The organism is Bradyrhizobium lablabi (assembly GCF_900141755.1).
GTDB lineage: Bacteria > Pseudomonadota > Alphaproteobacteria > Rhizobiales > Xanthobacteraceae > Bradyrhizobium > Bradyrhizobium lablabi_A.
The window spans coordinates 1883889-1907444 of the sequence record NZ_LT670844.1; the positions used below are offsets into that span (position 1 = coordinate 1883889).

General features: G+C 61.8%; 20 protein-coding genes. 8 read left to right on the forward strand and 12 right to left on the reverse strand.

Annotation, left to right across the window (positions count from 1 at the left end; all coding sequences use genetic code 11):
• Window positions 1-6: 6 nt before the first annotated feature.
• From B5526_RS08835 to B5526_RS08850, 4 genes are all read left to right on the forward strand, one after another.
• Complete coding sequence (locus B5526_RS08835; RefSeq protein ID WP_079544812.1) at window positions 7-1821, forward strand: branched-chain amino acid ABC transporter ATP-binding protein/permease; 1815 nt, start codon at window positions 7-9, stop codon at window positions 1819-1821.
• Window positions 1818-2519, forward strand: a complete 702-nt coding sequence (locus B5526_RS08840; RefSeq protein WP_079537860.1) for an ABC transporter ATP-binding protein — start codon at window positions 1818-1820, stop codon at window positions 2517-2519. The genes B5526_RS08835 and B5526_RS08840 overlap by 4 nt, the downstream gene beginning before the upstream one ends.
• An 84-nt stretch (window positions 2520-2603) precedes the next feature.
• The gene (locus B5526_RS08845; protein WP_172842008.1) at window positions 2604-3056 is read left to right on the forward strand and encodes a MarR family winged helix-turn-helix transcriptional regulator; all 453 of its coding nucleotides are present in this window, start codon (window positions 2604-2606) and stop codon (window positions 3054-3056) included.
• A 16-nt stretch (window positions 3057-3072) separates the two neighbouring features.
• Entirely contained in the window at window positions 3073-3507 is a 435-nt protein-coding gene (locus B5526_RS08850; protein WP_079537861.1) for a DUF1772 domain-containing protein, read from the forward strand.
• Window positions 3508-3540: 33 nt separating this feature from the next.
• On the opposite strand, the gene B5526_RS08855 is transcribed toward B5526_RS08850, so the two are convergent.
• A complete protein-coding gene (locus B5526_RS08855; protein WP_079537862.1) occupies window positions 3541-4857 on the reverse strand; it encodes an MFS transporter in 1317 nt (438 codons plus the stop codon).
• A gap of 246 nt (window positions 4858-5103) precedes the next feature.
• Between B5526_RS08855 and B5526_RS08860 the strand changes: the two genes are divergently transcribed.
• On the forward strand, window positions 5104-5319 hold the full coding sequence (locus B5526_RS08860; RefSeq protein WP_154071681.1) for a YdeI/OmpD-associated family protein: 216 nt from the start codon (window positions 5104-5106) through the stop codon (window positions 5317-5319).
• 952 nt (window positions 5320-6271) lie between these two features.
• On the opposite strand, the gene B5526_RS08865 is transcribed toward B5526_RS08860, so the two are convergent.
• The 11 genes from B5526_RS08865 to B5526_RS08915 all read right to left on the reverse strand — a co-directional run bounded on the left by B5526_RS08865 (window position 6272) and on the right by B5526_RS08915 (window position 18530).
• A complete protein-coding gene (locus B5526_RS08865) occupies window positions 6272-7678 on the reverse strand; it encodes an amidase (RefSeq protein ID WP_079544815.1) in 1407 nt (468 codons plus the stop codon).
• Between the two features lie 2 nt (window positions 7679-7680).
• Entirely contained in the window at window positions 7681-7893 is a 213-nt protein-coding gene (locus B5526_RS08870; RefSeq protein ID WP_154071210.1) for a hypothetical protein, read from the reverse strand.
• Window positions 7894-7928: 35 nt separating this feature from the next.
• Window positions 7929-9362 carry an Asp-tRNA(Asn)/Glu-tRNA(Gln) amidotransferase GatCAB subunit A gene (locus tag B5526_RS08875; protein WP_079537864.1) on the reverse strand — a complete coding sequence of 478 codons (1434 nt, stop codon included), beginning with the start codon at window positions 9360-9362 and terminating at the stop codon, window positions 7929-7931.
• The gene (locus tag B5526_RS08880) at window positions 9359-9577 is read right to left on the reverse strand and encodes a hypothetical protein (RefSeq protein WP_079537865.1); all 219 of its coding nucleotides are present in this window, start codon (window positions 9575-9577) and stop codon (window positions 9359-9361) included. The genes B5526_RS08875 and B5526_RS08880 overlap by 4 nt, the downstream gene beginning before the upstream one ends.
• A 142-nt stretch (window positions 9578-9719) precedes the next feature.
• Window positions 9720-10733 carry an ABC transporter ATP-binding protein gene (locus tag B5526_RS08885; RefSeq protein WP_079537866.1) on the reverse strand — a complete coding sequence of 338 codons (1014 nt, stop codon included), beginning with the start codon at window positions 10731-10733 and terminating at the stop codon, window positions 9720-9722.
• A complete protein-coding gene (locus B5526_RS08890; protein WP_079537867.1) occupies window positions 10733-11785 on the reverse strand; it encodes an ABC transporter ATP-binding protein in 1053 nt (350 codons plus the stop codon). The genes B5526_RS08885 and B5526_RS08890 overlap by 1 nt, the downstream gene beginning before the upstream one ends.
• Complete coding sequence (locus B5526_RS08895; protein ID WP_079537868.1) at window positions 11782-12696, reverse strand: ABC transporter permease; 915 nt, start codon at window positions 12694-12696, stop codon at window positions 11782-11784. The genes B5526_RS08890 and B5526_RS08895 overlap by 4 nt, the downstream gene beginning before the upstream one ends.
• Complete coding sequence (locus tag B5526_RS08900) at window positions 12693-13649, reverse strand: ABC transporter permease (protein ID WP_079537869.1); 957 nt, start codon at window positions 13647-13649, stop codon at window positions 12693-12695. Before B5526_RS08900 ends, B5526_RS08895 begins: the two co-directional genes overlap by 4 nt.
• An 11-nt stretch (window positions 13650-13660) precedes the next feature.
• Window positions 13661-15265 (reverse strand): ABC transporter substrate-binding protein, encoded by a 1605-nt coding sequence (locus tag B5526_RS08905; protein WP_079544816.1) that lies wholly within the window; start codon window positions 15263-15265, stop codon window positions 13661-13663.
• A gap of 559 nt (window positions 15266-15824) precedes the next feature.
• Window positions 15825-17072, reverse strand: coding sequence for a DNA polymerase IV (dinB, locus tag B5526_RS08910; protein WP_079537870.1), 1248 nt, complete (start codon window positions 17070-17072; stop codon window positions 15825-15827).
• 258 nt (window positions 17073-17330) lie between these two features.
• Entirely contained in the window at window positions 17331-18530 is a 1200-nt protein-coding gene (locus B5526_RS08915) for an adenylate/guanylate cyclase domain-containing protein (protein WP_079537871.1), read from the reverse strand.
• Between the two features lie 470 nt (window positions 18531-19000).
• Here B5526_RS08915 and B5526_RS37500 point away from each other — a divergent pair, with 470 nt between their 5' ends.
• The 3 genes from B5526_RS37500 to B5526_RS08925 all read left to right on the forward strand — a co-directional run bounded on the left by B5526_RS37500 (window position 19001) and on the right by B5526_RS08925 (window position 22817).
• A complete protein-coding gene (locus tag B5526_RS37500; RefSeq protein ID WP_154071212.1) occupies window positions 19001-19375 on the forward strand; it encodes a hypothetical protein in 375 nt (124 codons plus the stop codon).
• Window positions 19376-19875: 500 nt separating this feature from the next.
• Window positions 19876-21774, forward strand: coding sequence for a DUF3696 domain-containing protein (locus B5526_RS08920; protein WP_079537872.1), 1899 nt, complete (start codon window positions 19876-19878; stop codon window positions 21772-21774).
• Complete coding sequence (locus B5526_RS08925; protein WP_154071213.1) at window positions 21771-22817, forward strand: hypothetical protein; 1047 nt, start codon at window positions 21771-21773, stop codon at window positions 22815-22817. The genes B5526_RS08920 and B5526_RS08925 overlap by 4 nt, the downstream gene beginning before the upstream one ends.
• Window positions 22818-23556: the final 739 nt, after the last annotated feature.

Here is a 23556-nt window from a genome sequence, read left to right on the forward strand (position 1 = left end):
AAACCGATGGCGCAGGTCTCCTTGCAGCGTTTGCCGCGCGCGCTCGTCAATGTCGCGCTTCCCGGCCTCGTTGCGGCAGGTCTGGTCATCGCAGGCCCATGGCTGCTCGACACATATACGTTGAACATCCTGATCCGCGCCTTGTTCGTCGCGATCGCAGCGCTCACGGTGGACGTGTTGTGGGGGTTTTCCGGCACGCTGACGTTCGGGCAATCCGCCTTTTTCGGCATTGGCGCCTATGCGGTCGCGATTACCTTCACCCAATTCGGCTTTGGCCCATCGCAAGCGTTGTTGGCGCTCGCGGCGGCGGTCGGATCGGCTGCTGCGATAGCGGCCTTCATCGGCTGGCTGTCGTTCTATCCGGGCTCGACGCCGCTCTATGCGTCCGTGATCTCATTGGTCCTGCCCATCGTCCTGGTCCAGATTCTGTATTCGGGTGGCACGTTCACCGGCTCCTCCAGCGGGCTCGTCGGCTTCGAGAGTTTTGATCTCTCGCTGGAGAGTTGGTTTCGATTGGCCGGGCTGGCTGTCGTTGCCACCGTCGTCGTCGCCCGGATCATGCTTTCCAGCGATGCCGGACGCGTGCTCAGCGCGATGCGCGACAATGACGAACGCTGTAGCTATTTGGGACTGGATACGGCGCGGGTGCGGATCGGGCTGCTTGTCGTTACCGCCGTCGTCGCGGCATTGGCAGGGTTCGGTTATGTCGCCTTCGCCGGTGTCGCCGCCCCCGAAAATGCCGGGTTTGTTTTTGGCACCCAGCTCGTGGTCATGGTCGCGCTCGGCGGGCGGGGATCCCTGGTCGGCGCGGTCGTCGGTGCTCTCGTAATCGAGGTCGCCAGCGCTTATCTCTCCTCTAGTCTTCCATTCGTCTGGGAGCTGATTGTCGGCATCGCCTTCGTTGTCGTCATCATCGTGTTGCCCGGCGGTCTGTTCGGCGGCTTGCGCGAACTCAACGCCGCGGTGCGCCGCCGTCTGGCGTCGACGCAAACGACACCGTCTTCCCCCGTCACGCTTGCCACCTTGGCGCACACCGCCGCGGCGTCTGATCGCAACGACATCGTGGTCGAGGTTTCCAGCGTCGCCAAGCATTTCGGCAGTCTGTCGGTGCTTTCAGGCGTATCGTTCACCGCAAGACAGGGCGAGCTCGTCAGCCTTGTCGGGCCGAATGGTGCCGGCAAGACCACGCTGATCCGCTGTCTTGCAGATGGGCGCCAGCGCTCGGAAGGAACCGTGCGCATTGCGGGGCACCCGATCAACCGTCTGGCGCCCGACCGCATCGTCGCTCTCGGCCTCGGTCGCAAGTTCCAGGCAGCCTCCGTGTTCGAGACATTGAGCGTCGGTGATTGCCTGCGGATCGCACGCGTGCGGAGCGAACGGCCGTCCTTCATCGGTTGCTCGCCGGTGCTGGCCTTGCCGCCCGCGGCGCGCGCGGTGGTGGAGAACTCGGGCCTGGTCGAGCGGCTGGGCGAGGAGGCCCGCTTTCTCAGTCACGGTCTGAAACAGGCGCTGGAACTGGCGATGGTTCTCGCGCTCGAGCCGCAGGTGCTGTTGCTGGACGAGCCGACGGCAGGGCTGACGCGCGCTGAACGCCAAGGCTTTGCCGCTATTCTCACGGGTCTGGTGGCACGCGAACGGCTGTGCGTGCTGATCATCGAGCATGATCTCGATTTCGTACGCCAGATCTCGTCGCGCATCATCGTATTGCATCAAGGTCGCATCGCCCTTGATGGACCGGTGGCCGAAGTCGTGGATGCGCCGCTGGTTCGCGAGATCTATACCGGCGCACATTCGCCCGTTTCAACCGGAGTGACCCCGTGACCGCCGCCCTCGAACTCAGCGGTTTGACCAGCGGCTATGGCAGCTCGACCGTCGTCCATGGGGTCTCGCTGCAGATCGCTCCCGGCGAAATCCTCGCCCTCGTCGGCAAGAACGGCATGGGCAAGTCGTCGCTCCTGAAGACGATCCTGGCGTTCCTGCCGGCGTGGGAAGGCGCGGTGCGGTTCGACGGGCGCGACGTCACGCGGCTCGCGCCGTTTCGCAAGCGCGCGCTCGGGCTTGCTTACGCGCCGCAGGAACAGGCGCTGTTCCAGGATCTCAGCGTGCGCGACAACCTCCGGCTTGGGCTTGTCGATGATCGCAGCTTTGAAGCACGATTGGCTGACATCAGCGGCTGGTTCCCCGTCCTCACCGCGCGGCTTTCGCAGCGCGCCGGCACGCTGTCGGGCGGCGAGCAGAAGATGCTGATCGTGGCGCGCGGATTGATCGCAGAGCCGCGCCTCTTTCTGCTCGATGAGGTAGCGGAAGGCCTGCAGCCTTCCGTGGTTGACCGGCTCGCCGAGGTGCTCGCCGCTATCAGGCGCGATCGCGGTACGGCGATGCTGGTGGTCGAGCAGCATCTCGCCTTCGTGCTTGGACTTGCGGATCGCTTTGCGGTGTTCAAACGCGGCGAAGTGGTCGATACCGGGCCGGTCGATGCCGGTTCGGCCGCGCGGATCGACGAACATATGCGCTTGTGAAGCGCGTCGGAGTGGCAAGCCGGGGCGGCGACGGGCCTCTGATGGCTACTTGACAGAATGCTGTCATAACGACAGTATATTGTCATGTTGACAAAACCGCCCAAATCCGCCGTGCTGACCGAGCTCGTGCTCGAGATTTTCCGGCTCAACGGCCTTCTGATCGCCTCGGGCGATGCGCTGGTCGGGCCCATCGGCTTGACGAGCGCGCGCTGGCAGGTGCTTGGCGCGGTAGCACTACTGCAAGGACGGGCGCCGGTGGCGCATATCGCAAACAACATGGGCCTGACGCGGCAATCCGTGCAACGGATCGCCGACGAGCTTGCGAAGGCCGGCATCGTCGAATTCCAGCCTAACCCTCACCACAAGCGCGCCAAGCTGGTGACACTGACGCAAAAAGGACGCGCGCTGTTCGAGGCGGCGATGCGTCTGCAAAAGCCGTGGGCGAGCGCGCTCGCGGCAGGCATTGACGGCGCGGCCCTTCAAACCACCGCGGCCGTGCTCGCGCAGCTTCGGGCGCGGCTGGAGCAAACCGGATGATGATCGGAGGACGGCCATGATCCTGACATCGCTTGCGCTTGCAAGTAGCGCCGCCTTCGCGGGCGCGGCCGCCTATGTCAACCTGTCGGAGCAGCCGGCGCGGTTGTCGCTCGACGACGTTTCGCTGCTCAGGGAGTGGAAGCCGAGCTACGCCAAGGGCCTCGAAATGCAGGCAACGCTGGCGCTGGTTTCCGGTCTGCTCGGGCTCGCCGCGTTCTATTTGGAGCATCATCCCGCCGCGGCCTTCGGCGGCGTGCTAATGTTGGCCAATTGGCCGTACACGCTGTTGGTGATGAGCGCGAACAACAAGGCCTTGGCGGCGACGCCGGATCGGGATGCCGGACCGGCGACCCGCGCGCGGATCATCAAGTGGGGAAAGCTCCACGCCGTCCGCACCTGCCTCGGCATCGCCGGTGCCGGCGCGTTCGTGTTCGCGAGCACAGCTGCCTGAGCCGCTCCTTGGCCGACGTCTCATCGGTCCTCACTACTCCTTCGACAGGACGAATTTCAGCGAAATCGATGCGAGCGCTGCGGCGATCATGATCGCGGCGACCGCGGCCAGTCCGACGACATATGAGCCGGAGAAATCCTTCAACCAGCCCATCATGGAGGGCCCGACAAAACCGCCAACCGTGCCGATGCTGTTGATGAACGCCAGGCCGCCGGCGGCGGCAACGCCGGTCAGGAATCGCGTCGGTATCGACCAGAAAATTGCCCGCGCGGCGGTTACACCGACCAAAGCCACGCTGAACCCCATCAGCGCAACGCCAAGCGAACCGGACAGGATCGGCGCGAGGAGACCGGCGCCGCCAAGAAAACAGGTGATCGCCAGATTGACGATGCGCCCGCCTCTTTGGTCGACATAGCGTGCCCACAAGATCATTCCGGCCGAGGCAAACAGGTAAGGAATCGCAGCGATCCAGCCGATCGCCAATGTCGAGAGGTGATATTCCCTGAGCATCAGAGGCAGCCAGATGCCGATGCCGTAGGACCCGAGCGTAAAGCCAAACTGGATCGCCGCAAGGATCAGCACGCGGATATCGATCAGGGCGGCCAGCAATGAAGAGTGCGGCCGGTCCCGCACTTCGGTGGCAAGCACGTGACGCAGCGCATCGCGTTCCTCAGCGCTCAGCCAGTCCGCGGTCTCCGGCCGATCGGCGAGCAAGCGCAGCGTCAAGAGGCCGAGCGGGATGCACGGCAGGCTGGTGCCGATAAACAGCCATTGCCATCCAGCCAGACCCCAGATGCCGTCCATCTGCAACAGCACGCCGCACACCGGGCCGCCGATCAGCGAGGCCAAGGGAATCCCGATCAGGAACCAGGCCAGCATCCGCGTGCGGTACTGAGCCGGGAACCACGCGGAAAGAAAGTAGGTCACTCCCGGAAAGAATCCGGCTTCCGCTATCCCCAACAGCAGACGCAACGCATAAAAGCTGTTCGGCCCGACCACAAACACCGTCGCCGCCGACACGATGCCCCAGCTTATCATGATGCGCGCAAGCCAGCGCCGCGCGCCAAATCGATGGAGCAGCAGATTGCTGGGCACTTCAAACAGGCAATAACCCAGGAAGAAGATGCCGGCGGCCAAACCGAACTGACCGGCGGAAAGCCCGAGCTGCTTGTTCATCGTCAGACCGGCGAAGCCGAGACTGGTCCGATCGAGGTAGTTGAACAAATAGGCGATCGTCAGCAGCGGCACGAAGCGCAAGGCAGCTTTCCTGGTGGCGCTTTGCAGCACGGCCTCCGGCCCGAGTGACCTTGAATCAAGATCGCTCCGGGCGCTCTCTTTCGAGAGTGACATCCCCTGTTTCCTTCCCCGCCATGACTTTTTGTTTTAAAACGCGGTGACCCGCGTTGTTACACAGGAAACGACGCCGGTTCCAATGCAAATGATGCCAAACTGCAGAGCCAATGATGCCGGAGCGGTGTTTGGACCAGCAGCACCGTGGCGCCGTTTCGCTCGCGGGTGGACAGGACATCGCGCTGCCGGATATTTCAGATCTTGAGGTTCTGAAGAGCAACGAACGTGATCCGACCCCGCCATTCTATGCCAGACGACGTTGCGAAGGCGCTGAAAACCGCAGGGCTACGCCGGCATTACGACGCCCGCCCAAACTACCAGCGCAACGACTACATCGGTTGGATCAATCGGGCGCGTACTGCGAAAACCCGGACAAAGCGCATTGCCCAAATGCTCGACGAATTGGAGCGAGGCGGCGTCTACATGAGGATGCCTCACCCGGCCAGCGCGCGGAAGACGTGAGGTTGCAATGAAGTCCGCTGGGACGCCTGGGCTTCGCCCAAGAAGCGGGGGCCGGTCCCGCTTGTTGGCCCCTGGACGCGCTCGATAATGATCGAGGCCGGGCGCATGGTTTGAGGTCGGGCCGGCGGCAACGTGCCATTCCATCAAGGTAGAGCCAGGTTTTCGCGGTTAACCTTGAATGTGCCCGGGAAAACAGGCAAAAAGCCCAATAAATCAATGGTCGGAGTGGCAGGATTTGAACCTGCGACCCCTGCGTCCCGAACGTAAATAGCGGTCGAAAAGTTCAATAAAAACAATGAAGTTCGCTTGTAATTGACCACCTTTATCGCCGTTTGTTGATGGGGTTTCGGTGGTCAATCAGTGGTCGGGCGGCATGCCTCGTCTTGCCGATGAAAAGCAGAAGACCCGATGATTAAGAGTCATCCGCAAGCTGTTCTGGTTCAAAGCGTATTCCGACATGTTCTCGTTTCGAGCAGCACTGAGATCATTGGCGAATTTTCCTTTGTCGGAATGGAGGGATGATCAAGGTCAGCTCTTGCGTGACACCGACGCGTTTCGGGGGTTCGAGCCGGGAGAGCGTTACCGCCTTTCCCCACACGGCGCAGATCTGCGATATTTCCTCCGATCGTCCGCCTGAACGGGATGTTGTCGAGGAGCCTGAATCGAACAGCGCCGCAAAGATTCCGATGTACGGCTTGCCCGCCTTGCTCGGTCGCCAGACGTACGTCTGTAACCTACACGCCCGGTCAAATTGCACTCGCAAATCGACCGGGCGGAGAGGTGACGGGAAGGGTAAGCCCGATGTGGCGATTCCTCTGCTGTCGACTGCGCGTCAGAGGTTTCATCACCCGTGCTGTTCGAGTTGATCGCAGCCCGTTACGAGCGGCGATCCATGATGATCACGGCCAATCAGCCGCTCGCAACCCTTACGGCCGCAGGCGCGCCCTATCGCCTAGCCTTGAGCGAGCGCCGGGCGCCGGGCGCTCAGCCCCGTCGCGGATTCGAAGGCGGCGCCGATGCGAAGCACCATGCTTTCATCGAAGGCGCGGCCGACGATCTGCATCGACAGCGGCAGGCCCGACGCGGAGAAGCCGGTCGGGATCGACATGGCCGGGTTGCCGGTGACGTTGAACGGCATGGTCTGGATCGGCCAGTTGGGCGGGATGTTCGGCACGATATCGGCGAAAGCGGGCACCGGGACCAAGGCGCTGGCGGTGATCAGCGCGTCATACTTCTTGAGCTGCAGATTGACCGCCTGCGACAGCTCGCGACGCAGCCGCATCGCCTGATGAAGATCGACCCCGGTGATGAAGGCGCCAAGCGTCATCCGCATATATGTCAGCAGACCGAAATCGAGGGGTCGGGTCTGGTAATCCTGCTCATGAATGGCGAAGGCCTCGGCGTACATGATGACGCGGCCGCACGCATTGAACAGCTCGTAATCCGGCAGCGTGATCTCTTCGACCACCGCGCCGAGCTTTTCGAGTGTCTCCGCGGCTCGGTCGATCGCCGAGACGACCTCGGGCGAAATGTCTTGCGCCTCGGCGAAGAAATGCCGCGGCAGGCCGACGCGCAGCCCTTCCACGCCCTGACCGAGCCCGTCCAGGAAGTTCGGCACGGCAAGATCGACGCTGGCAGGATCGAGCGGGTCGTAGCCGGCGATGACCTGCAGCGCGATCGCGCTGTCCTCTACCGTCCAGGACAACGGGCCGCAATGGTCGAGCGTGGTCGAAAGCGGGAACACGCCGCGGCGGGAGACGAGGCCGTAGGTGGGCTTCAAGCCGATCGTGCCGCAATAGGCGGCGGGGCCGCGGATCGAGCCGCCGGTGTCCGATCCCATGGCCATGCGCACCAGCCCGGCGGCGACCGCCGCACCCGAGCCGGAGGAAGAGCCGCCCGGAATATGCTCGCGGTTCCAGGGATTGCGCGCCGGCGGAAACGGCAGATCGAAGCTCGGGCCGCCGAGCGCGAATTCATGGGTGGCGAGCTTGCCGAGCAGCACGCCGCCCTGCGCCTTGAACTTCGTCTCGACGACCGAGCCGGCAGCCGGCACATTATCCGCCCGCAGCTTGGAATGGCAGGTCGAGCGGATGCCGGCCGTGTCGTAGATGTCCTTGAGCGCGTAAGGCACGCCCTGCATCGGCCCGTTGTCGATCCCCTTGGCGAACTCCGCATCTGCCGCAGCGGCATCGGCCCGGGCGCGATCGGCGGTCACGGTAATGAAGCTGTCGAGAGCGGGGTCGATCGCAGTGATGCGCGCGAGCGCGTCCTCGGTGAGGGCGAGCGAGGTGATCGATCCGTCGCGCAACTTGCGGCCGGCCTCGGCGATGGAGAGTTCGAACAGTTTCGTGGCCGTCATGATCATAGACCTCGCGTCACGCTCAGGATCGAGTATGTGCCGGCCGGCTCATCTGCCGCGGTGCGCGGCTGGCGCAGCAACGCCAACATGCGGCGCAGATCCTTGAAGCCCGCGAAGACGCCCGCCCTGCGGTCCGCGGGAATGTCCAATCCCGCGCGTCTGGCGAAAACGTCGAACTCGAGGGCAAGCGCCGCCTCGTCGGGGATCTCTGTCATCATCATCGTCCTTGTCGTTGCAGAAATTCGATCGCTCAGGCGGCCGGGATGGCCGGCCGGCGTTGATGCCAGTCGGTATCGCGCTGGTAGGCGTCGGCCGCTTTCAGCACCGTCTCTTCCGCGAAAGGACGCCCGCTGATCTGCAGGCCGATGGGCAGGCCGTTCGGGTCGAAGCCGCAGGGAATGCTCATCGAAGGCAGGCCGAGATAGTTGAACGGCCGCGTGTTGATGGAGATGCCCATGGCCACCTGTTCCGTTCCCGGCGGGCCATTGTCAACGTCAGTGGCCGCGATCGAGGGCAGGCAGATGCGGATGGTGGGTGCGACCAAAAGATCGACCTGACCGAAGACCTCCGTCGCGAACGCTTTCAGGATCGGGCCGCGTCGACTCAGGGCCTCGACATAATAGGTGGCGGGGATGGCGAGGCTGGCAAACAGGCGGGCGTTGATATGGGTGGCGAAATCGTGCGGATGTTTGCGCATCCACTCGGCGTGGATCGTGGCGCCCTCGACGCGCGACACGACCGAGGCATAGGTCGAGATCGCATCCATCAACGGTAGTTTCAGAGGCACCAGCGTGGCGCCGCGCCCGGCCAGCACGGCCAGCGAAGCCTCGAACGCGGCCTGCACTGGAGCGTCCACGTCGTCCAGGAAGTAGGTCGTGGGCACGCCGACGCGCACGCCGCAGAGGTCGCCGTTCAGCCCAGCCTCGTAATCGGGCACGGGCATTTCGGCACTGGTCGGGTCGCGCGGGTCGTGCCCGGCGATGACGCTCAGGATCCGGGCACAATCGCGCGCGGTGCGGGCGAGCGGGCCGACATTGTCGGCCGAGAAGGAGAGCGGCATCACGCCGTAGCGGCTGACGCGCGTCTGCGTCGGCTTGATCCCGCTCACCCCGTTCGCCGCGGCGGGAAGACGGATCGACCCGCCGGTGTCCGAACCCAGCGCCGCGAAGGTGAAGCGGGATGCGACCGCCGCCCCCGATCCGCTGGAGGAACCGCCGGTGATATACGGCAGGTTCCAGGGATTGCGGCAATCGCCGTGATGACGATTGTGGCCGGTACCGTTCTGCGCGAACTCCGCCATATTCAGGCCGGCAAAGGCGTAAGCGCCAGCCGCGGCGAGCCGCTCGATGACCATGGCGCTGTAGCTGGGCACGAAATCCTTGCGAATGGCCGAGCCGCAGGTGGAGAGGCGGCCGGCCTGGTAGTACATATCCTTGTGCGCGAGCGGCAGGCCGTGCAGCGAGCCGATCGGGCCGCCCGCGGCGTGCTTCGTATCGGCGGCGCGGGCCGCGGCGAACGCGCCTTCCCTGTCCACCCAGATCGTGGCGTTCACCGCTTCCTCGTGGGCGTCGAGGTTGGCGAGGCACGCTTCCAGCAGCGCCACCGCACTCACTTCACCCTGGCGCACCGCTTCCGCCGCTTGGACCAGCGACAGGTTGGCGACATCAAGCCCGATGGCCGTCATGAGCGCACCCCGATCGACGCCGCTTCGCGCAGGGCCGCCTCGAAGCTCGAGGGCTCGTCCTCGAAGCGTAGCGTGCCGCGCAGCGCCTCGAAATCGCGGATGAGCTTTTCCAGATCACCCAGCATGCGCAGGGCGACGTCGTTGGGCGGCGCCACGCCATGCCAGGTCGCGATCGACGCGGTCATGTCGTCCACGAGTTTCGCTTTTACGGTCATGATCCACCTCACCGCTGGGTTGCGTTTGGTAAAATTTGCAGGTGGCACCGGAGCGCGGGCGATTGCCACGCCATAGGCCCTGTGCCAGCATCAAGCCCGTCCGCCCTTACCGACGCGCCGGGCAAAAAGGCGCTAACGCTTTTCATGCGGGCTCTCCTATCAGGCCCGGCAACACGTCCGCGACGCGCAGGCAGCGAGTCATCCGGCCCGGCGCCGGGTAGACCGGGTCGGGGAAGGCTTGGCGGCACGCCTCCGTGGCCAGACTGCAGCGCGGAGCGAAGCTGCAGCCCGGCGGCAGCCGGCGGAGATCGGGCGGGCTCCCCGGGATCGCGGCGATCTCCTGGTCCGGCGCCTGGTCGTGCACGGTGGAGGCAAGCAGCCCTGCGGTGTAAGGGTGCGCCGGCGCGCGCAGCACGTCCGCGACCGGCCCCTCCTCGATCACCCGCCCGGCATACATCACCGCCACACGATCCGCGATCTCCGCCGCCACACCCAAATCGTGGGTGACGAATATGGTGCCCATCCCCAGTTCCTGCTGCAGGCGGCGCAGCAGGATCAGCACCTGGATCTGCACCGTCGCGTCCAGCGCCGTGGTCGGCTCGTCCGCCAGCAGCAGCCGCGGCCCGCAGGACAGCGCGATCGCGATCATCGCGCGCTGCCGCAGCCCTCCCGACAACTCATGCGGATAGGCATCGAGCCGGCGCGCGGCGGATGGGATCTTGACCAGATCCAGCAGCTCGATCGCGCGGGCGCGGGCCTCAGCTCTGGTGCCGCCCTTGTGTCGGCGGATCATCTCCACCAGGTGCTGGCCGATGGTATAGACCGGGTCCAGCGCGGTCATCGGCTCCTGGAACACCATCGCTACCGCGCCGCCGCGAAAAGCCCGTAACGCCTTCCCCTCCAGCGCGAGAACATCCTGTCCGCCGAGCTCGACCCGGCCCGCCACCTGCGCCTGCTTCGGCAGCAGCCGCATCAGCGCGCGCAGCGTAACGGACTTGCCCGAGCCGGACTCGCCCAGCAGGCACAGCACTTCGCCGCCGCGCAGGCTGAAAGTGGCGCCGCTGACGGCGGTCACCGTCGCCTCGCGGCTCACGAACCTGACGGTGAGGTTCTGCACGTCCAGCAGCGGCGCGGCTGCCACGATGTTGCCGTCCATCAGGCGGACCCCGCCAGGCTGTGACCGGAATCCGGTGTCGTCATATGGCATGCCGCGACGTGGGAGGTGCGGTCCGCCCAGAGCCCCAGTGTCGGCATCCGCGCCTCGCACACGGCCTCGGCGTGGGGGCATCGGGTGCGGAAACGGCAGCCGGAGGGCGGGTCGATCGGACTGGGCGGGTCGCCCACCAAAGGCGGCGCTTCAATCCGCCGCCCGGCATCCATCGACAGTCGAGAACCCAGCAGCGCCCGGGTGTAAGGGTGGCGCGCTCGGGCAAATACCTCGGCCGCCGGGCCAAGCTCCACCACCTGGCCCAGATACATCACCAGCACGCGGTCGCTGATATAGCGCACCACGTTGAGGTCGTGGCTGATGAACAGGTAGGTCAGGTTCAGTGTGCGCTTGAGCTGCCTCAGCAGGTTGAGCACCTGGGCCTCGACCGACTTGTCCAGCGCGGAGACGGCTTCGTCCAGGATCACCATGCGCGGCCCGACCGCGAGCGCGCGGGCGATGTTGACGCGCTGCTTCTGCCCGCCGGAAAGCTCGTGCGGGTAGCGCGGGCCGAACAGATCCGGCCGCAGACCCACCTTGACCAGGATCTCGTGTGCGATCCGGCGCGCCTCCGTCTTGGTGCGGCCGTTCACCATCGGGCCGAAGGCGACAGAATCCTGCACCGGCATGCGCGGGTTCAGCGAGGAGTAACTGTCCTGGAACACCATCTGCACTTGACGGCGCAGATCGCCGACGTTGACGCCGCCGGTCTCGCCCACGGCGTCGCCGTCGAACACCAGTTCGCCCGAGTCCGGTACCACCAGATGCAGCAGCAGCCGCGCCAGCGTTGACTTGCCGCAGCCGGACTCCCCGACCACGCCCAGGGTTTCACCCTTGAACAGGGTGAACGACACGCCATCCACGGCGCGCACCACGGCGCCCTTGCCCGCACCCTTCACCCGGAAATAGCGCTGCAGCTCGCGCGCGATCAGCATCGGCTGAGCGGCGCCGCCGCGATCCCTGGGATCTACATAGGGCTGCACCTCCACGGCGGCGCTCATCCACGCACATCCATCGCGCCGCGCACGCCGTCGCTGACGAGATTAAAGCAAATAGAGGTAATGAAGATCGCGATACCTGGCAGTGCGCAGCCCAGCGGGTCGACGTAGAGCGATTGGCGCAGGGTAGAGAGCATCAGGCCCCAGTCCGGCTCGGGCGGCTGCACGCCCAGGCCCAGGAAGGACAGGCCCGAAGCGAGCAGGATGCTGACGCTGACGAGGCTGGAGGCATAGATGAACACCGGTCCCAGCACGTTGCCCAGGACGTGGTAGCGTATGATGGTCAGCGTACCCGCGCCGCTGGCGCGGGCGGCCTCGATGTAGTCCAGGTTCTTCACCTGCGCGGTCGCCGTCTCCGCCACGCGGCACATGGCGGGGGTGAACACCAGGCTCAAGGCGATGATGCCATTGATCATGCCGCCGCCCATGGCGCCGGAGATCGCGACCGCCAGCAGGATGGACGGAAAGGCGTAGAAGACGTCCATGGTGCGCATGATGGCGGTATTGGCCAGACGCCCGGCGAAGCCGCCGATCACGCCCAGCGTGCCGCCGACCAGCGTTGCGATCAAAACCGGCGCCAGGCCCATCACCAGCGAGATCCGGCCGCCATGGATCAGCCGGCTCATCATGTCCCGGCCCAACTCGTCGGTGCCCCAGGGATGGCCGCGCCAGCCGAACGGCTTGAGCCGGCCGACAATACTCTGCTGGTACGGGTCGAACGGCGCGATCAGCGGGGCCGCGATCGCCACGATCACGATCGCCAGCACCACGACGCCGAAGGCGAGCGTCACCCAGTCATAGCGCAGCCGGTGCAGCACCGACAGCCAATAGCCGCCCACCCGAATCGCGGGCGCGCCGTCGACCTCGGAATCCGCCGGGATCGCGCCCTGCGCCACCACCGCTCTCTCGTTCATGCTCGGCGGATCCTCGGGTCCAGCACCGCTTGCAACAGGTCCACGACCAGGTTGGTGGCGACGAAGATCAGCGAGAGCGCGAGGATCGTGCCCTGCAGCACGGGGATGTCGCGGTTGATGATCGCCTTGAACAGCAGGAAGCCGCTGCCGGGCCAGGTGAACACCGTCTCCACCAGAATGGAGCCGCCCATCAGATAGCCGAATTGCAGCCCCATCACCGCCAGCACCTGTGGCGAAGCATTCTTGAGCACATGCCGGATCACCGCGCCCTCGCCCAGCCCCATGGCACGCAGCGTGGTGACGAAATCCTGGCTCCGGACCTCCGCCACGGCCGCGCGCGTGGTGCGTGCGATGATGCCGATCGGGATCATCGCCAGCGTGATCACTGGCAGCACCAGGAATTGCGCGTCGCTCCAGTGCCATAGCGTGAAGGCGGCCGAGCCGGACTGCCCCATCCCGCTGGCGGGCAGCACCATGTATTCGACCGCGAAGATGATCACGAGTACCAGCCCCAGCCAGTAGTTCGGCAGGCTGACGCCGATCACCGCCGCGCCCGTCACGATGCGGTCCGTGGCCCGCCCGGGGAAGCAGCCGGCCAGCGCTCCCATGCCATAGCCCACGATGAACGAGAGCGGCGCGGCGAACAGCGCCAGCATCGCCGTATTGCCGAGCGCGCCAAACACCTCCAGCGTGACCGCGCGCTGGCTGGCGATCGACCGGCCGAAGTCACCGTGCAGAACGTGCCACAGCCAGATCGCGTATTGCACCGGGATCGGCCGGTCGAAGCCATAGGCGTGCTTGACGATCGCGATGGTCTCGGCCGTCGCGTCCGGCGGCAGCACCGTCTGCAACGGGTCGCCCGGCGCCAGATACACCAGGGAAAAGCATACGACGCTGACGCCGAGCGCGATCGGGATCGCGAATAGCACGCGGCGGATGACGTAGCCGAGCATGCCCGCTCCTTTTAAGGATCGACCGTGATCGGCGCCAGGTCCTGGAACCAGTTCTGCGCCTGCACGAAGCCATGCACTTTCGGCGACAGCGCGCGCGGGTTGAGGTCGTGCACGACGAAGATCATCAGCGCCTGCTCGGATTCGTATTCGTGCAGCCTGGTCAGCAGCGCCAGCCGCTGCTCAGGTTCGAACTCCTCGAAGATCTGCTTGACCAGCGCGTCCGCTTCCGGCGTGCCGAAATGACCCCAATTGCTGCCGGCGGGCGACCAGTAGGCTGTGGCAACCGGTTTGACAATGGCGCTCACCGGATCCAGCAGGCCGCGAGAGGCGTTCATTCCGTCGACGTTCGGGTATTTCGGTACGCCCGAGCGGGCGACATCCAGCAGCGCGTTCCAATCCATGACATTGAGCGTGACCTCGAACCCGGCGTCTTCCAGTTGCTGCTTGACCAGCTCGTTCATGGGCAGCGACTGCATCTGCCCGGAGCCGGAAGTGGAGATGGCCAGCGTAACCTTGCAGGGCAGGCAGTTTGCGTCCTTCAGCAGGGCGCGCGCCTTCGCCTTGTCAAATTTGTAGATCACCGGATGGCCGTAATACGGCAGGGTCGGCGGCACCTCGGCATATTCGGGTGTCGCCATGCCGCCGACAAGGTCCACCACGTCGTCGCGGTTGATGGCGTAATTCGCCGCCTGGCGCACGCGAAGGTCCGTGAAGGGACCGCGGGTGAAGTTCAGAACGTACGGCCAGTTGTGCGGATAGGCGTTGGAGACGATCTGCATCGCGGCGCGCTTCAGCACGGGGATTGCATCCGGCGCCGGCGCTTCGATAAAATTCACCTGGTCGGAGAGCAGCGCCGCGGTGCGGGTCGCGGCCTCCGGCATCGGCAGCAGCACCAGCCGGTCCTGCTTCGGCACGCGCGCCTTGTCCCAGTAATCGTTGTTCGGCACCAGCTCCATGCGTTCATGTGCGGTCATGCTGGCGAAGCGATAGGGGCCGGTGCCGGAGGGCTGATTGGCGTAGGCAGTCCAGTCATAGTGCAGCGCCTCCGCCCGGCAGCGGCTGATCATCAGCACGTAGGACATGTCATACGGAAACAGCGATTCGACGAATTTCGTGGTGATGGCGACGCTATGGTCGTCAATCTTCTCGATGTTGTCGAAGTTCGTCAGGTAGGCGCGGGACAGGGCAAATTGCTGCGTGAAAAACTGCGGCGCCTTGGGGTCGCTGATGCGCTGGAAGTTCCAGACGACGTCGTCGGCCGTGAAGTCGCAGCCATCATGCCACTTCACGCCCTGTCGCAGGGTGAAGATCCAGCGCTTGTGGTTGGCCGGATCGACATGCCACTCGGTCGCGAGGCCAGGCTTGATGTCCGACGCCCTGTCGCTCTTAGACAGATCCCAGTTAATCAAGGCGTCGTACAGATTCCAGCCGACGAATCGAAAGCCTTCAAAGCCTTGGTCTGGATTGCCCGTCGTGACCGGCAGATCGCCCGCGGTCATCGCCACCTTCAAGACGCCGGCTGCCCGGGCCGACGGCGTGGGGGCGACCAACCCTCCAGCAATGAGGCCGGCTATTGCGCCGCACCACGAGAGCACCTTGAGGGCAGAACACGTCATCGTGCCTCCGTTGTCGCAGCTAGCGCCGCTAGGAAGGATATCGCGCTGCAACGCAACATAGTCGGAGGTATATTTCGTTAGCAAGCAACACTAATTTGCTTTTCTTGATCAATGTTTGTGCACTTGTCAGGTATTGCGCGATATTGACAGCCCGCCAAAGGCGGGCTGTTTCTTTCCGGTACCGGAAACGCGTGGTTGCGGGGAGGCACAACCATCTCAAATTGCTATTTGAGGCAGCGTAGTGAACGGATGGATTGGTTGGCCGATCCGGGCAATCCGAGAACCAAAGTTGCAAACACCAGCAACGAACTGTGGCTGTTTGTGGAGGTGGCCGGCGGGTCGGGATCGTCCTGCGCCCCCCTACGTCCCGAACGCAGTGAACATTTTCTAAGTTATTGATTTTTCTTGTCGTGCCAGGTGTTTCCGCCACGTTTGTTCACGGTCGTTTCACCCAATTCGTTGCGATTTCGTTGCGGCGTTCTCAGGGAGAACGATGGTCGCTGCGGCCCGGTTTGTCTCAGAAGCGCGTACCCTTGGACGCACGATGTACTGGTGACGGTCACAGGTCCTTTTCGGCGAGTTTGCGAAACTCGTCGGGAACGGAAGGAGAGGTGCCCAGCGCCACCGATCCATATCCGATAGCATCCCATCCGAAGCGATCGCGGATCCTATCGACGGCATGGTCGGCCGCCCAACGTGCCATGCCTTTTTTGGTGCCGGGGCGGCGTGCTTCATCTGTAAGCCCAAGCGGGAGTTCCAACTCCACATCCCAGTGCTCCTCGAGATGCGACACAGAAATCGCCAGGAGCGAGATGGTTTTCTCGTGAGGGTGATCCGCGAGGAGTGCGCGCACCAGCTCCTCGGCGAGCTCGGCAAGGATCACGGTCGCTGAGATTGGTGCATCAAGCGTTGCCGAGCGGGTGACTGAGTTCAGGTTGGCGAAGCGAACGCGGACCGTCACGGTTCGCCCAGGCCTGGACTTGGCCCGGAGCCGGCTGCCGATTCGGTCTGCAAGGTGAAGCAGGGTGGGTCGAAAAACTCGCTCTTCGGCAGGTTTCCTGCCAAGCGCCGACTGCGCTCCTGCCGATCGAGCCCGGCGGTGAGTCTTGATTTCTCGTGGATCACGATTCCACGCCAGCGCAGCGAGTTTCGCCCCTGCCGCGGAACCAAGCACCTGCTTGAGCGAGCATCCCGGTGTCTTTGCCAGCTGCCCGATAGTTAGCACGCCGATCTCGGCCAGCCGTGCCCTTGTGGCCGGACCCACTCCCCACATCAGTTCGACGGGCAGGTGGTGAAGGAATTTCAGCTCAGTGTCGGGATCGACAACCACGAGCCCGTCGGGCTTGGCCACTTGCGAAGCAATTTTTGCCAGATGCTTGGTGCGCGCTACACCGACTGAGATCGGAAGGCCAAGCTCCGCCCGCACTCGTTGGCGGATTGCCCTTGCAATTTCGGCAGGCGGACCGAAGAGATGGGTGCAGCCCGCGACGTCGGCAAAGGCCTCGTCGATGGAAATCCGCTCGACGAGGGGTGTGAAATCGCCGATCACTTTGATGGCGGCGTCGCCCAGCCGTTGGTATTCCTTGAAATGCCCGCTGACAAAGGTGAGTTGCGGACAGAGTTCGCACGCTTGCCGTCCCGGCATGCCGCCGCGAACCCCGAAGGCCCTGGCTTCGTAAGAAGCAGCAAGCACAACCCCACCACCGACGGCAATGGGTCTGCCACGCAACGAAGGGTCAAGCAGCTGCTCTACGGAGGCATAGAAGGCATCCAGGTCCGCATGGAGGATGGTGGCTGTCGTTGCCATCCCAACCGTTCGCCCATGACGTTTCGAGGAGGTCTCGCAGAGAGAACATAATGGGAACAACAACGACGAGTGTCAAGCGATCGGTGAAGATCGCGCAGACACCAGTCCTGACAGAAAGCCGTGGCTCTACCTGTCTTTGAGAGTCTGAGCTTTTGTTGCGAGGACTAGCAACCACCGAGACCGACATTCGCTCATAGTGGCCGTTTGACGAGTTCGCGCCGCTTGGGGGCGGCTCGGCACCTGACGATAGATCGGCATTCAGCCGTGATACGCAAACAGCTCGATTGGGTCGTTGAAGCCGCGCACCGGATATTCGCCGACGCGTTCAAGATCGAAATCGCTTTCGACGAAGTCGGCGAACGCGCGGGACAGCAGCACCGTTCTCCCCAATTGTTTGGTGAGGGTTTCGAGACGCGAAGCCATGTTGACGGCCGGACCGATGACGGTGAAGTCGAGCCGAGTGCGCGACCCGATATTGCCGTACATGACGTCTCCGACGTGGACGCCGATGCCGTAATTCAGCGGCGCACGACCGGTTTCGCTGTTCTTTTCGTTCAGGGCAACCATGGCCTGACGGGCTTCGGCCACGGCATGCAGTAGATTTGCGCAGGCCGACGGCTGGCTGAGCGGAAAAATGGCGAGCAGACCGTCGCCGATGAATTTCAGTATTTCCCCGCCATGTCGCGCAATCGGCTCCGACATCGCGTCGAAATAGCCGTTTAGAAGATCAATCACGTCATCGCGCGGCCAGTTGTCGGAGATCCGGGTGAAATCACGCAGATCGCAGATCATGATGGCGGCGCGTACCGTCGTCCCGCTTCCGCGCCTGGTGGCGCCGGCCAGAATGAGTTCGCCGGCATGCGACCCGACATAGGTTTCGAGCAGTGTTCGCGCCAGCCGGTTCTTGATACGGATTTCGCTGACCAGCGCGAGAACCGGCAACAGTTTCAACAGGCCGGCGATATGCGCGTCGTCGAAACCTCCGGGCCGGTCGGTTGCAAAGGTCACGATATGCCGCTTGCCGAGCGTATGGTACAGCGGCCACGCCACATAGTCGGTCAGGCCTTTCGCCCGCATCTCGTCATAGATGGCGTGCTTGCGGCCCAGCGAGGGATCGCGTTCGAGATTCTCGCGCACCTCGGTGGCACCGTCATGGATTTCGTTGGCGGGACTATCGATGTATTCGGATCGCTCCCTGACATCGTAGTCGACTCTCGCAATCTCGGCTTCGCGCAACCCGTCGGCCCACATAATCCGGGCGCCAAGCCATTGCGGATGGTTGATCAGAACATGAAGCGACGCCCGCTTGACGGGAATGCCCGCTCGCTGGAGTCGGACACACAGTTCTGCGAAAATATTGTCAATGAAGCGCTCATCGCGCGTGTCGTTTATCAGCCAGTGCACAACGTCGCTGTCAGAATGCGCGGTGACCGGATCGATGCTTTGCGGCGCGTTCATATCTTGCTCCTGAGCAGTGACCTGGATCGACGGTACAGGATATGTCGTGTCCCCGCTCGACGGCGTCAACGGAGTCCGCCGCAATCTGTTTGCGCGCATCGGGTTGTCGGTGGGTTGCCGCGTGTCCGGCGCAAGAGGACGCAGCGGTAGCGCCACGCCCTCCCTTTCAACCCATAACTCGCCTTTGGCAATTCGAACGGCTTTCAGTCAAACATGGGCCGTTATTCGAGCCGTGCCCTCCGAAGGCAAAGGTCACACGTTCGAATCGTGTCGGGTGCGCCAGCAAAATCAGCCATTTTTTGATTTTTGAGTGAATCCGACTTTGGTCCGGGTAAGCATTGGGTAAGCAGCGGCAACGAGTTCGAGGCGCTGAAAGTCAGAACGCGGCTACAGCGTCTAAAAGACGTGGCGTTCCCAATTCCCCTCAACGACTCCAGTCGGCCAGCGTGCCGCCAAGGAAGACCGGAAGGTTGAGAAGCCCACACCTGCTCGCGCTCGGAAACGTGGATGATAGATGTCCAAAAATTGGCGGGCTGACCGATCAGGAGTTGATCGTTCATGCCATCCGTGAGGTGACGCTGATTGCCTGGGCGGCAATCGAGCCGGGAGACAGGCGCTATCTCGTCACCAGGCTACTGGCGGTGCTTGACCGGGGCGATGGGGTGTTGCCAGGAATCGGCTGGAGAGCAATACGTCATGCGACCGCTGCCGGTGGATTGGGACTGATGTTTCTCGCGCAAGGTCACAACGAACTCAGGTCGTCCGGCACGTCGCCGAACTTCTTGATCACTTTGGCATCGCTGAAATTGCCGGTGGCAGGATCAGCGGTGCGACTGAAGCCCTGATCGTTGGGTTGCAAGCGGCGCAACGATTCGCAAGGGGTTCAGGTTGTCCGCGACTGCCCAGATGGGCGTGGCGTAGCGCGGCAGGTGCCGGTCTAACCTCAATACCTGAAAGGGCCGCCAAAGCTGGGGGGATAAACGTCCCGCAGGTTTGGCCGTAGCCATGGCGGACGACGCGAATACCCTGATCATCGCAAATACCGCTCGTTTGTTGGCAGATGCAAAGCTGCTGGCCGATCACGCCCGCTTCGCGAGGCACTTGCTGTGCTCGGTGTGGAAGAGATCGGGAAGGTGAACCTCTACACGTATTAAGCGTGTAACACGCCCTTACACAGCTTGCGCGCTCGTCTGGCTTGCGCTTCAATGGCATAATGAGGGGCGGAGAAGTACTAATCCTTTTGGGGATCACGGCCTCAGGAGCCTATGCTGTGGGCCGTCAGGGCGCGCCCACAGGCGAACCGCCTGTTGTCGCTATGGCACCTACGACCGGAAGTTGACAGGCAATGTTACGAAAATGGTCGCTAACGAATTTCAAGTCATTCGCAGGCAAGACCGAAATTGACTTAGCGCCGATAACTGTGCTGGCAGGAGCCAACAGCAGTGGCAAAAGCACTATTATCCAGAGCTTGCTCCTTCTGAAGCAGACTCTTCAATATGTGCCGGCGACGCGCGCGCTCGGTCTGAACGGACCGCTGCTCAAACTTGGAAAGTTTGACGATATCAAAAACATCAGCAGCAATTCTGATACCATCGAGTTTGGCTGGGAAGTTGATGAACTGATGCGCTACCGGTCCCCAAATGCTGCCGCGACATTCTACTCGCACCACCCCGCGCGACTGGACTCTGCTGAATTCGCAATTGCTTTTGGACTCGAGCCGGAAGTTGGCAAGACCGACGGAGCGGCAGTCCCGCGAATGACTTCTAATTTGCGCCAACTTCAACCAGCACTGCTCGCAATGAAAGTGACCGCGAATTACTCAATGTTTCGCGAGGGAAAGGACATCAATGCGGCGGCGTCTCTTGCACTTGAACGAGATAGCAAGCATTTGTCTTCGGCGGCACTCCCATATCGTGTTACCTACACCGATCCGGCTAGCAAAACGGAGTTGTTGCAACAGAGACCTGAAAGTAAGTTGATTGGAGCGAGTCTCCGTCACTTTTTTCCAAACCAGGTAGGCGTTTCATTCAACAAGTTGAAAGACTTTGCTAGGAAGCTCGCTCAGGCAATCTCCACCGGAGCGCCGGAGCGTTATTTTTACGACCCCGAGTTTCGTGGCACAGCGATAAGTGAGCAGATAGTAGCTCGATTGGTTGCGATCCTCACGGAGGTGTCCTCCGGACTAACCGTTGGAATCGACAATCTTGCGCGCGATCGATTTCTACGTCGTCTCCACGAAAAACTGCCTCCAAAGGAAATGCCCGCAATAGAGTTTGTGGAGCGCATACAGGATTTGATGCGAAGCGATCCGAGATTCCGTCAAGTATTGATAACCAGCATCGCTGATAGGCAAGAGGAAATCGAAACAGCAATCATCAGCCTAGCAATTCTACCTCTAGAGCCTGGTTACGACCTCGGACTTCCGCGCATGATCTCATTGGCGGCGGAACAAGTGACTACGTTTTTTCAAAATTCGGTAAGATATTTGGGGCCGTTGAGGGACGAACCTAGGCCGGTCTACCCGCTCGAGGCATTGGTCAATCTGACTGACGTCGGTTATCGCGGCGAGCATACTGCCGCCGTCCTCGATCTGCACAAAGCGCGGCCGGTTACGTATATTCCCAGCAGATGCACGAACGACTTGGTCGATGCCCAACGAGATTCGGTTTCTTTGCACGAAGCTGTAGTCGATTGGCTGTCTTATTTGGGTGTTGCCGAAGGCGTACGAACGGAAGACATGGGAATGATCGGGCACCAGTTGCAAGTCCGCACTGGGGATGTGTCACGCGATCATGACCTCACAAATGTTGGCGTGGGTGTCAGTCAGCTGTTGCCAATCATTGTGATGGCGCTGCTTGCACCGATTCCATCGCTCCTTATTTTCGAGCAACCCGAACTTCATCTCCACCCGAAGGTGCAGGCGCGGTTGGCAGACTTCTTCCTGTCTTTGGGGCTAGTTGGGCGCCAATGTATTCTCGAGACGCATAGCGAGTATTTGGTCGATAGGCTCCGTCGCAGAATTGCCGAGTCGGAAGGGGAGAAACTAAACTCCCAGATCAAGATCTATTTTACGCAGAAAGTGAACGGCAATACGGAATGCAAGCCGGTACTCCTCACGGCCTATGGAGCCATCAAGGACTGGCCCTCGGATTTCTTTGACCAAAGCAACAATGAGACAGAGCTACTACTTAGTGCGGCTCAAAAGAAACTGAAGAATGAAAGAAGTGCGGGTGGGAAGAAATGAAACCGGTCGTCGCTCTAGACTTATCGCTATTTGCAGTGCCATCTACAGCAGAATCGTCCTCAGAGGTTCAGGATATTCTAAGTCGTATCCAATCCTGGGCATCTGTCATTGATCGGCAGAATTGTACCACGTTTGCTACGCTGTCCGATGCTGTTGATACGCTTCGTTCAGCGAATTGCTTTCCTGCTACGCACAACGTGCGAGCGCTTTTGCAGCTCCATGATCTCGACAGTGTTTTTTCGGCCAACGATATCAACACTCGGCTTTTTTCGATCTTGCAAAAGGCGCAACGTCTTTCAGAGATAATTGGATTTGAGGTCGTTGAACTTGATGCGTCCGATATCTCTGGAACGGATATCACCAAATCGCCCGATCTGGAGATCCTGAAATCATTAGCTTGTCTGTTGGCATCGATCGCGCTTGCTGACCGCTCCGACCTGATCCGAGTCACCACTGCCTTTCCGAGCGATCAGACGGTCGAAATAAAAGCGAGCGTCTCATTCCTGGAGCGACATGGTAACATCGAGCAATGTGAAGCCAGTGTTGAGGGGCAAGTTCGGGTCGTGGGCTGGCCCTGCGATTACCTTGAATCGCTTGAAGCCGACGTGGTTTGGGAGCACGCGGACGATGCGGTGCAACTTCATCTAGCGATCAGCCTGGAAGCCGCGAAGACTCACGGATTATCTACGGGGGAGTTGCCATTGAAGGGGGTTCCCCAGTTTTGCGTTGGCTCAGAGTTTTTGCCGTCACTTCGCTCTCATGGAGCTTTGTCGAAGGGAACGTTGGCAAACGTCGTTCGGACAAAGTGTAGCCAAATATTGCTTTCCAAAAGCCAAGCAGGGCCCAAATCTTTCAACGAAAGTAGGTCGGACGACAAGGCAGAAGCATTTCGCGTCCATCTTTCCAAAGACCACGAGGCTTTTCGCTTGATGTATTGGGCTCGCCCGGACGGCTCGACTGAGTTTGCCAATATCGGCGTGAAGCAGGAACTATTAATCTGCCAAGGGGACTTTCGAAGTCATGCAGCTGCTCGGTATTCTTAGGTGCGACCGACGCTACGGACTCAATAATTGGAAATTCTAGGACGGTTGACGTGTCCAACACCCATCCGGCGTTTCCAATCGTCTGCGGCAATTGATGAGGTCAGACGACAGAAGGATTTGAGATCCTGTTTCACGCCCTCAAGTGCCGACCAGATCTTCTTCTTATAACGATCGTGTTCCGCCTCGGTTAAGGCAGTCAATCTGAGCAATGCCAGTTGAGTGTAAGCAGCCTGTAGCCGACTGACGTCGCCGTCTCGAATATCCTTCCAACCGCCGTTTCGGATATAGCGAGCAGTGGCTGCCGTAAGTTCGTCGGCTTTGCGGAGGCAATTATTTCGAGTTATTGGCGACGTTCGGCCCAAAATTACCCCCTATTGAGGCGCCCCAGACGCTGCCCCTACCTTATTCTTGACAATTCGAGTTGGGAAACACTTAAATAACTCTGTTCTCAGGAGGCGCCGAGTATGAGCAGGGGCATTGGCCGTGTGGGGGCAAAGCTCCTCGCAATCTTTGTGGACGAGCCCGCTGATTTTCACCCCACTTCCAAGCTCTGCAAGCGGGTTTATGGTGTTGCTAAGGTCGAGAAGAAGCACCGCGTGGCGGTGTTGCGGGGAATGCAAACTTTGGTCGAACGGGACAAAGTCTCTATATGGCGTCTGCGGCTAGAAAACGAAAAATGTGACGACGAATGGTTTAACGGAAGCCGTATCAGAGCACCCAGGCACTCCTCGCCCCTCCG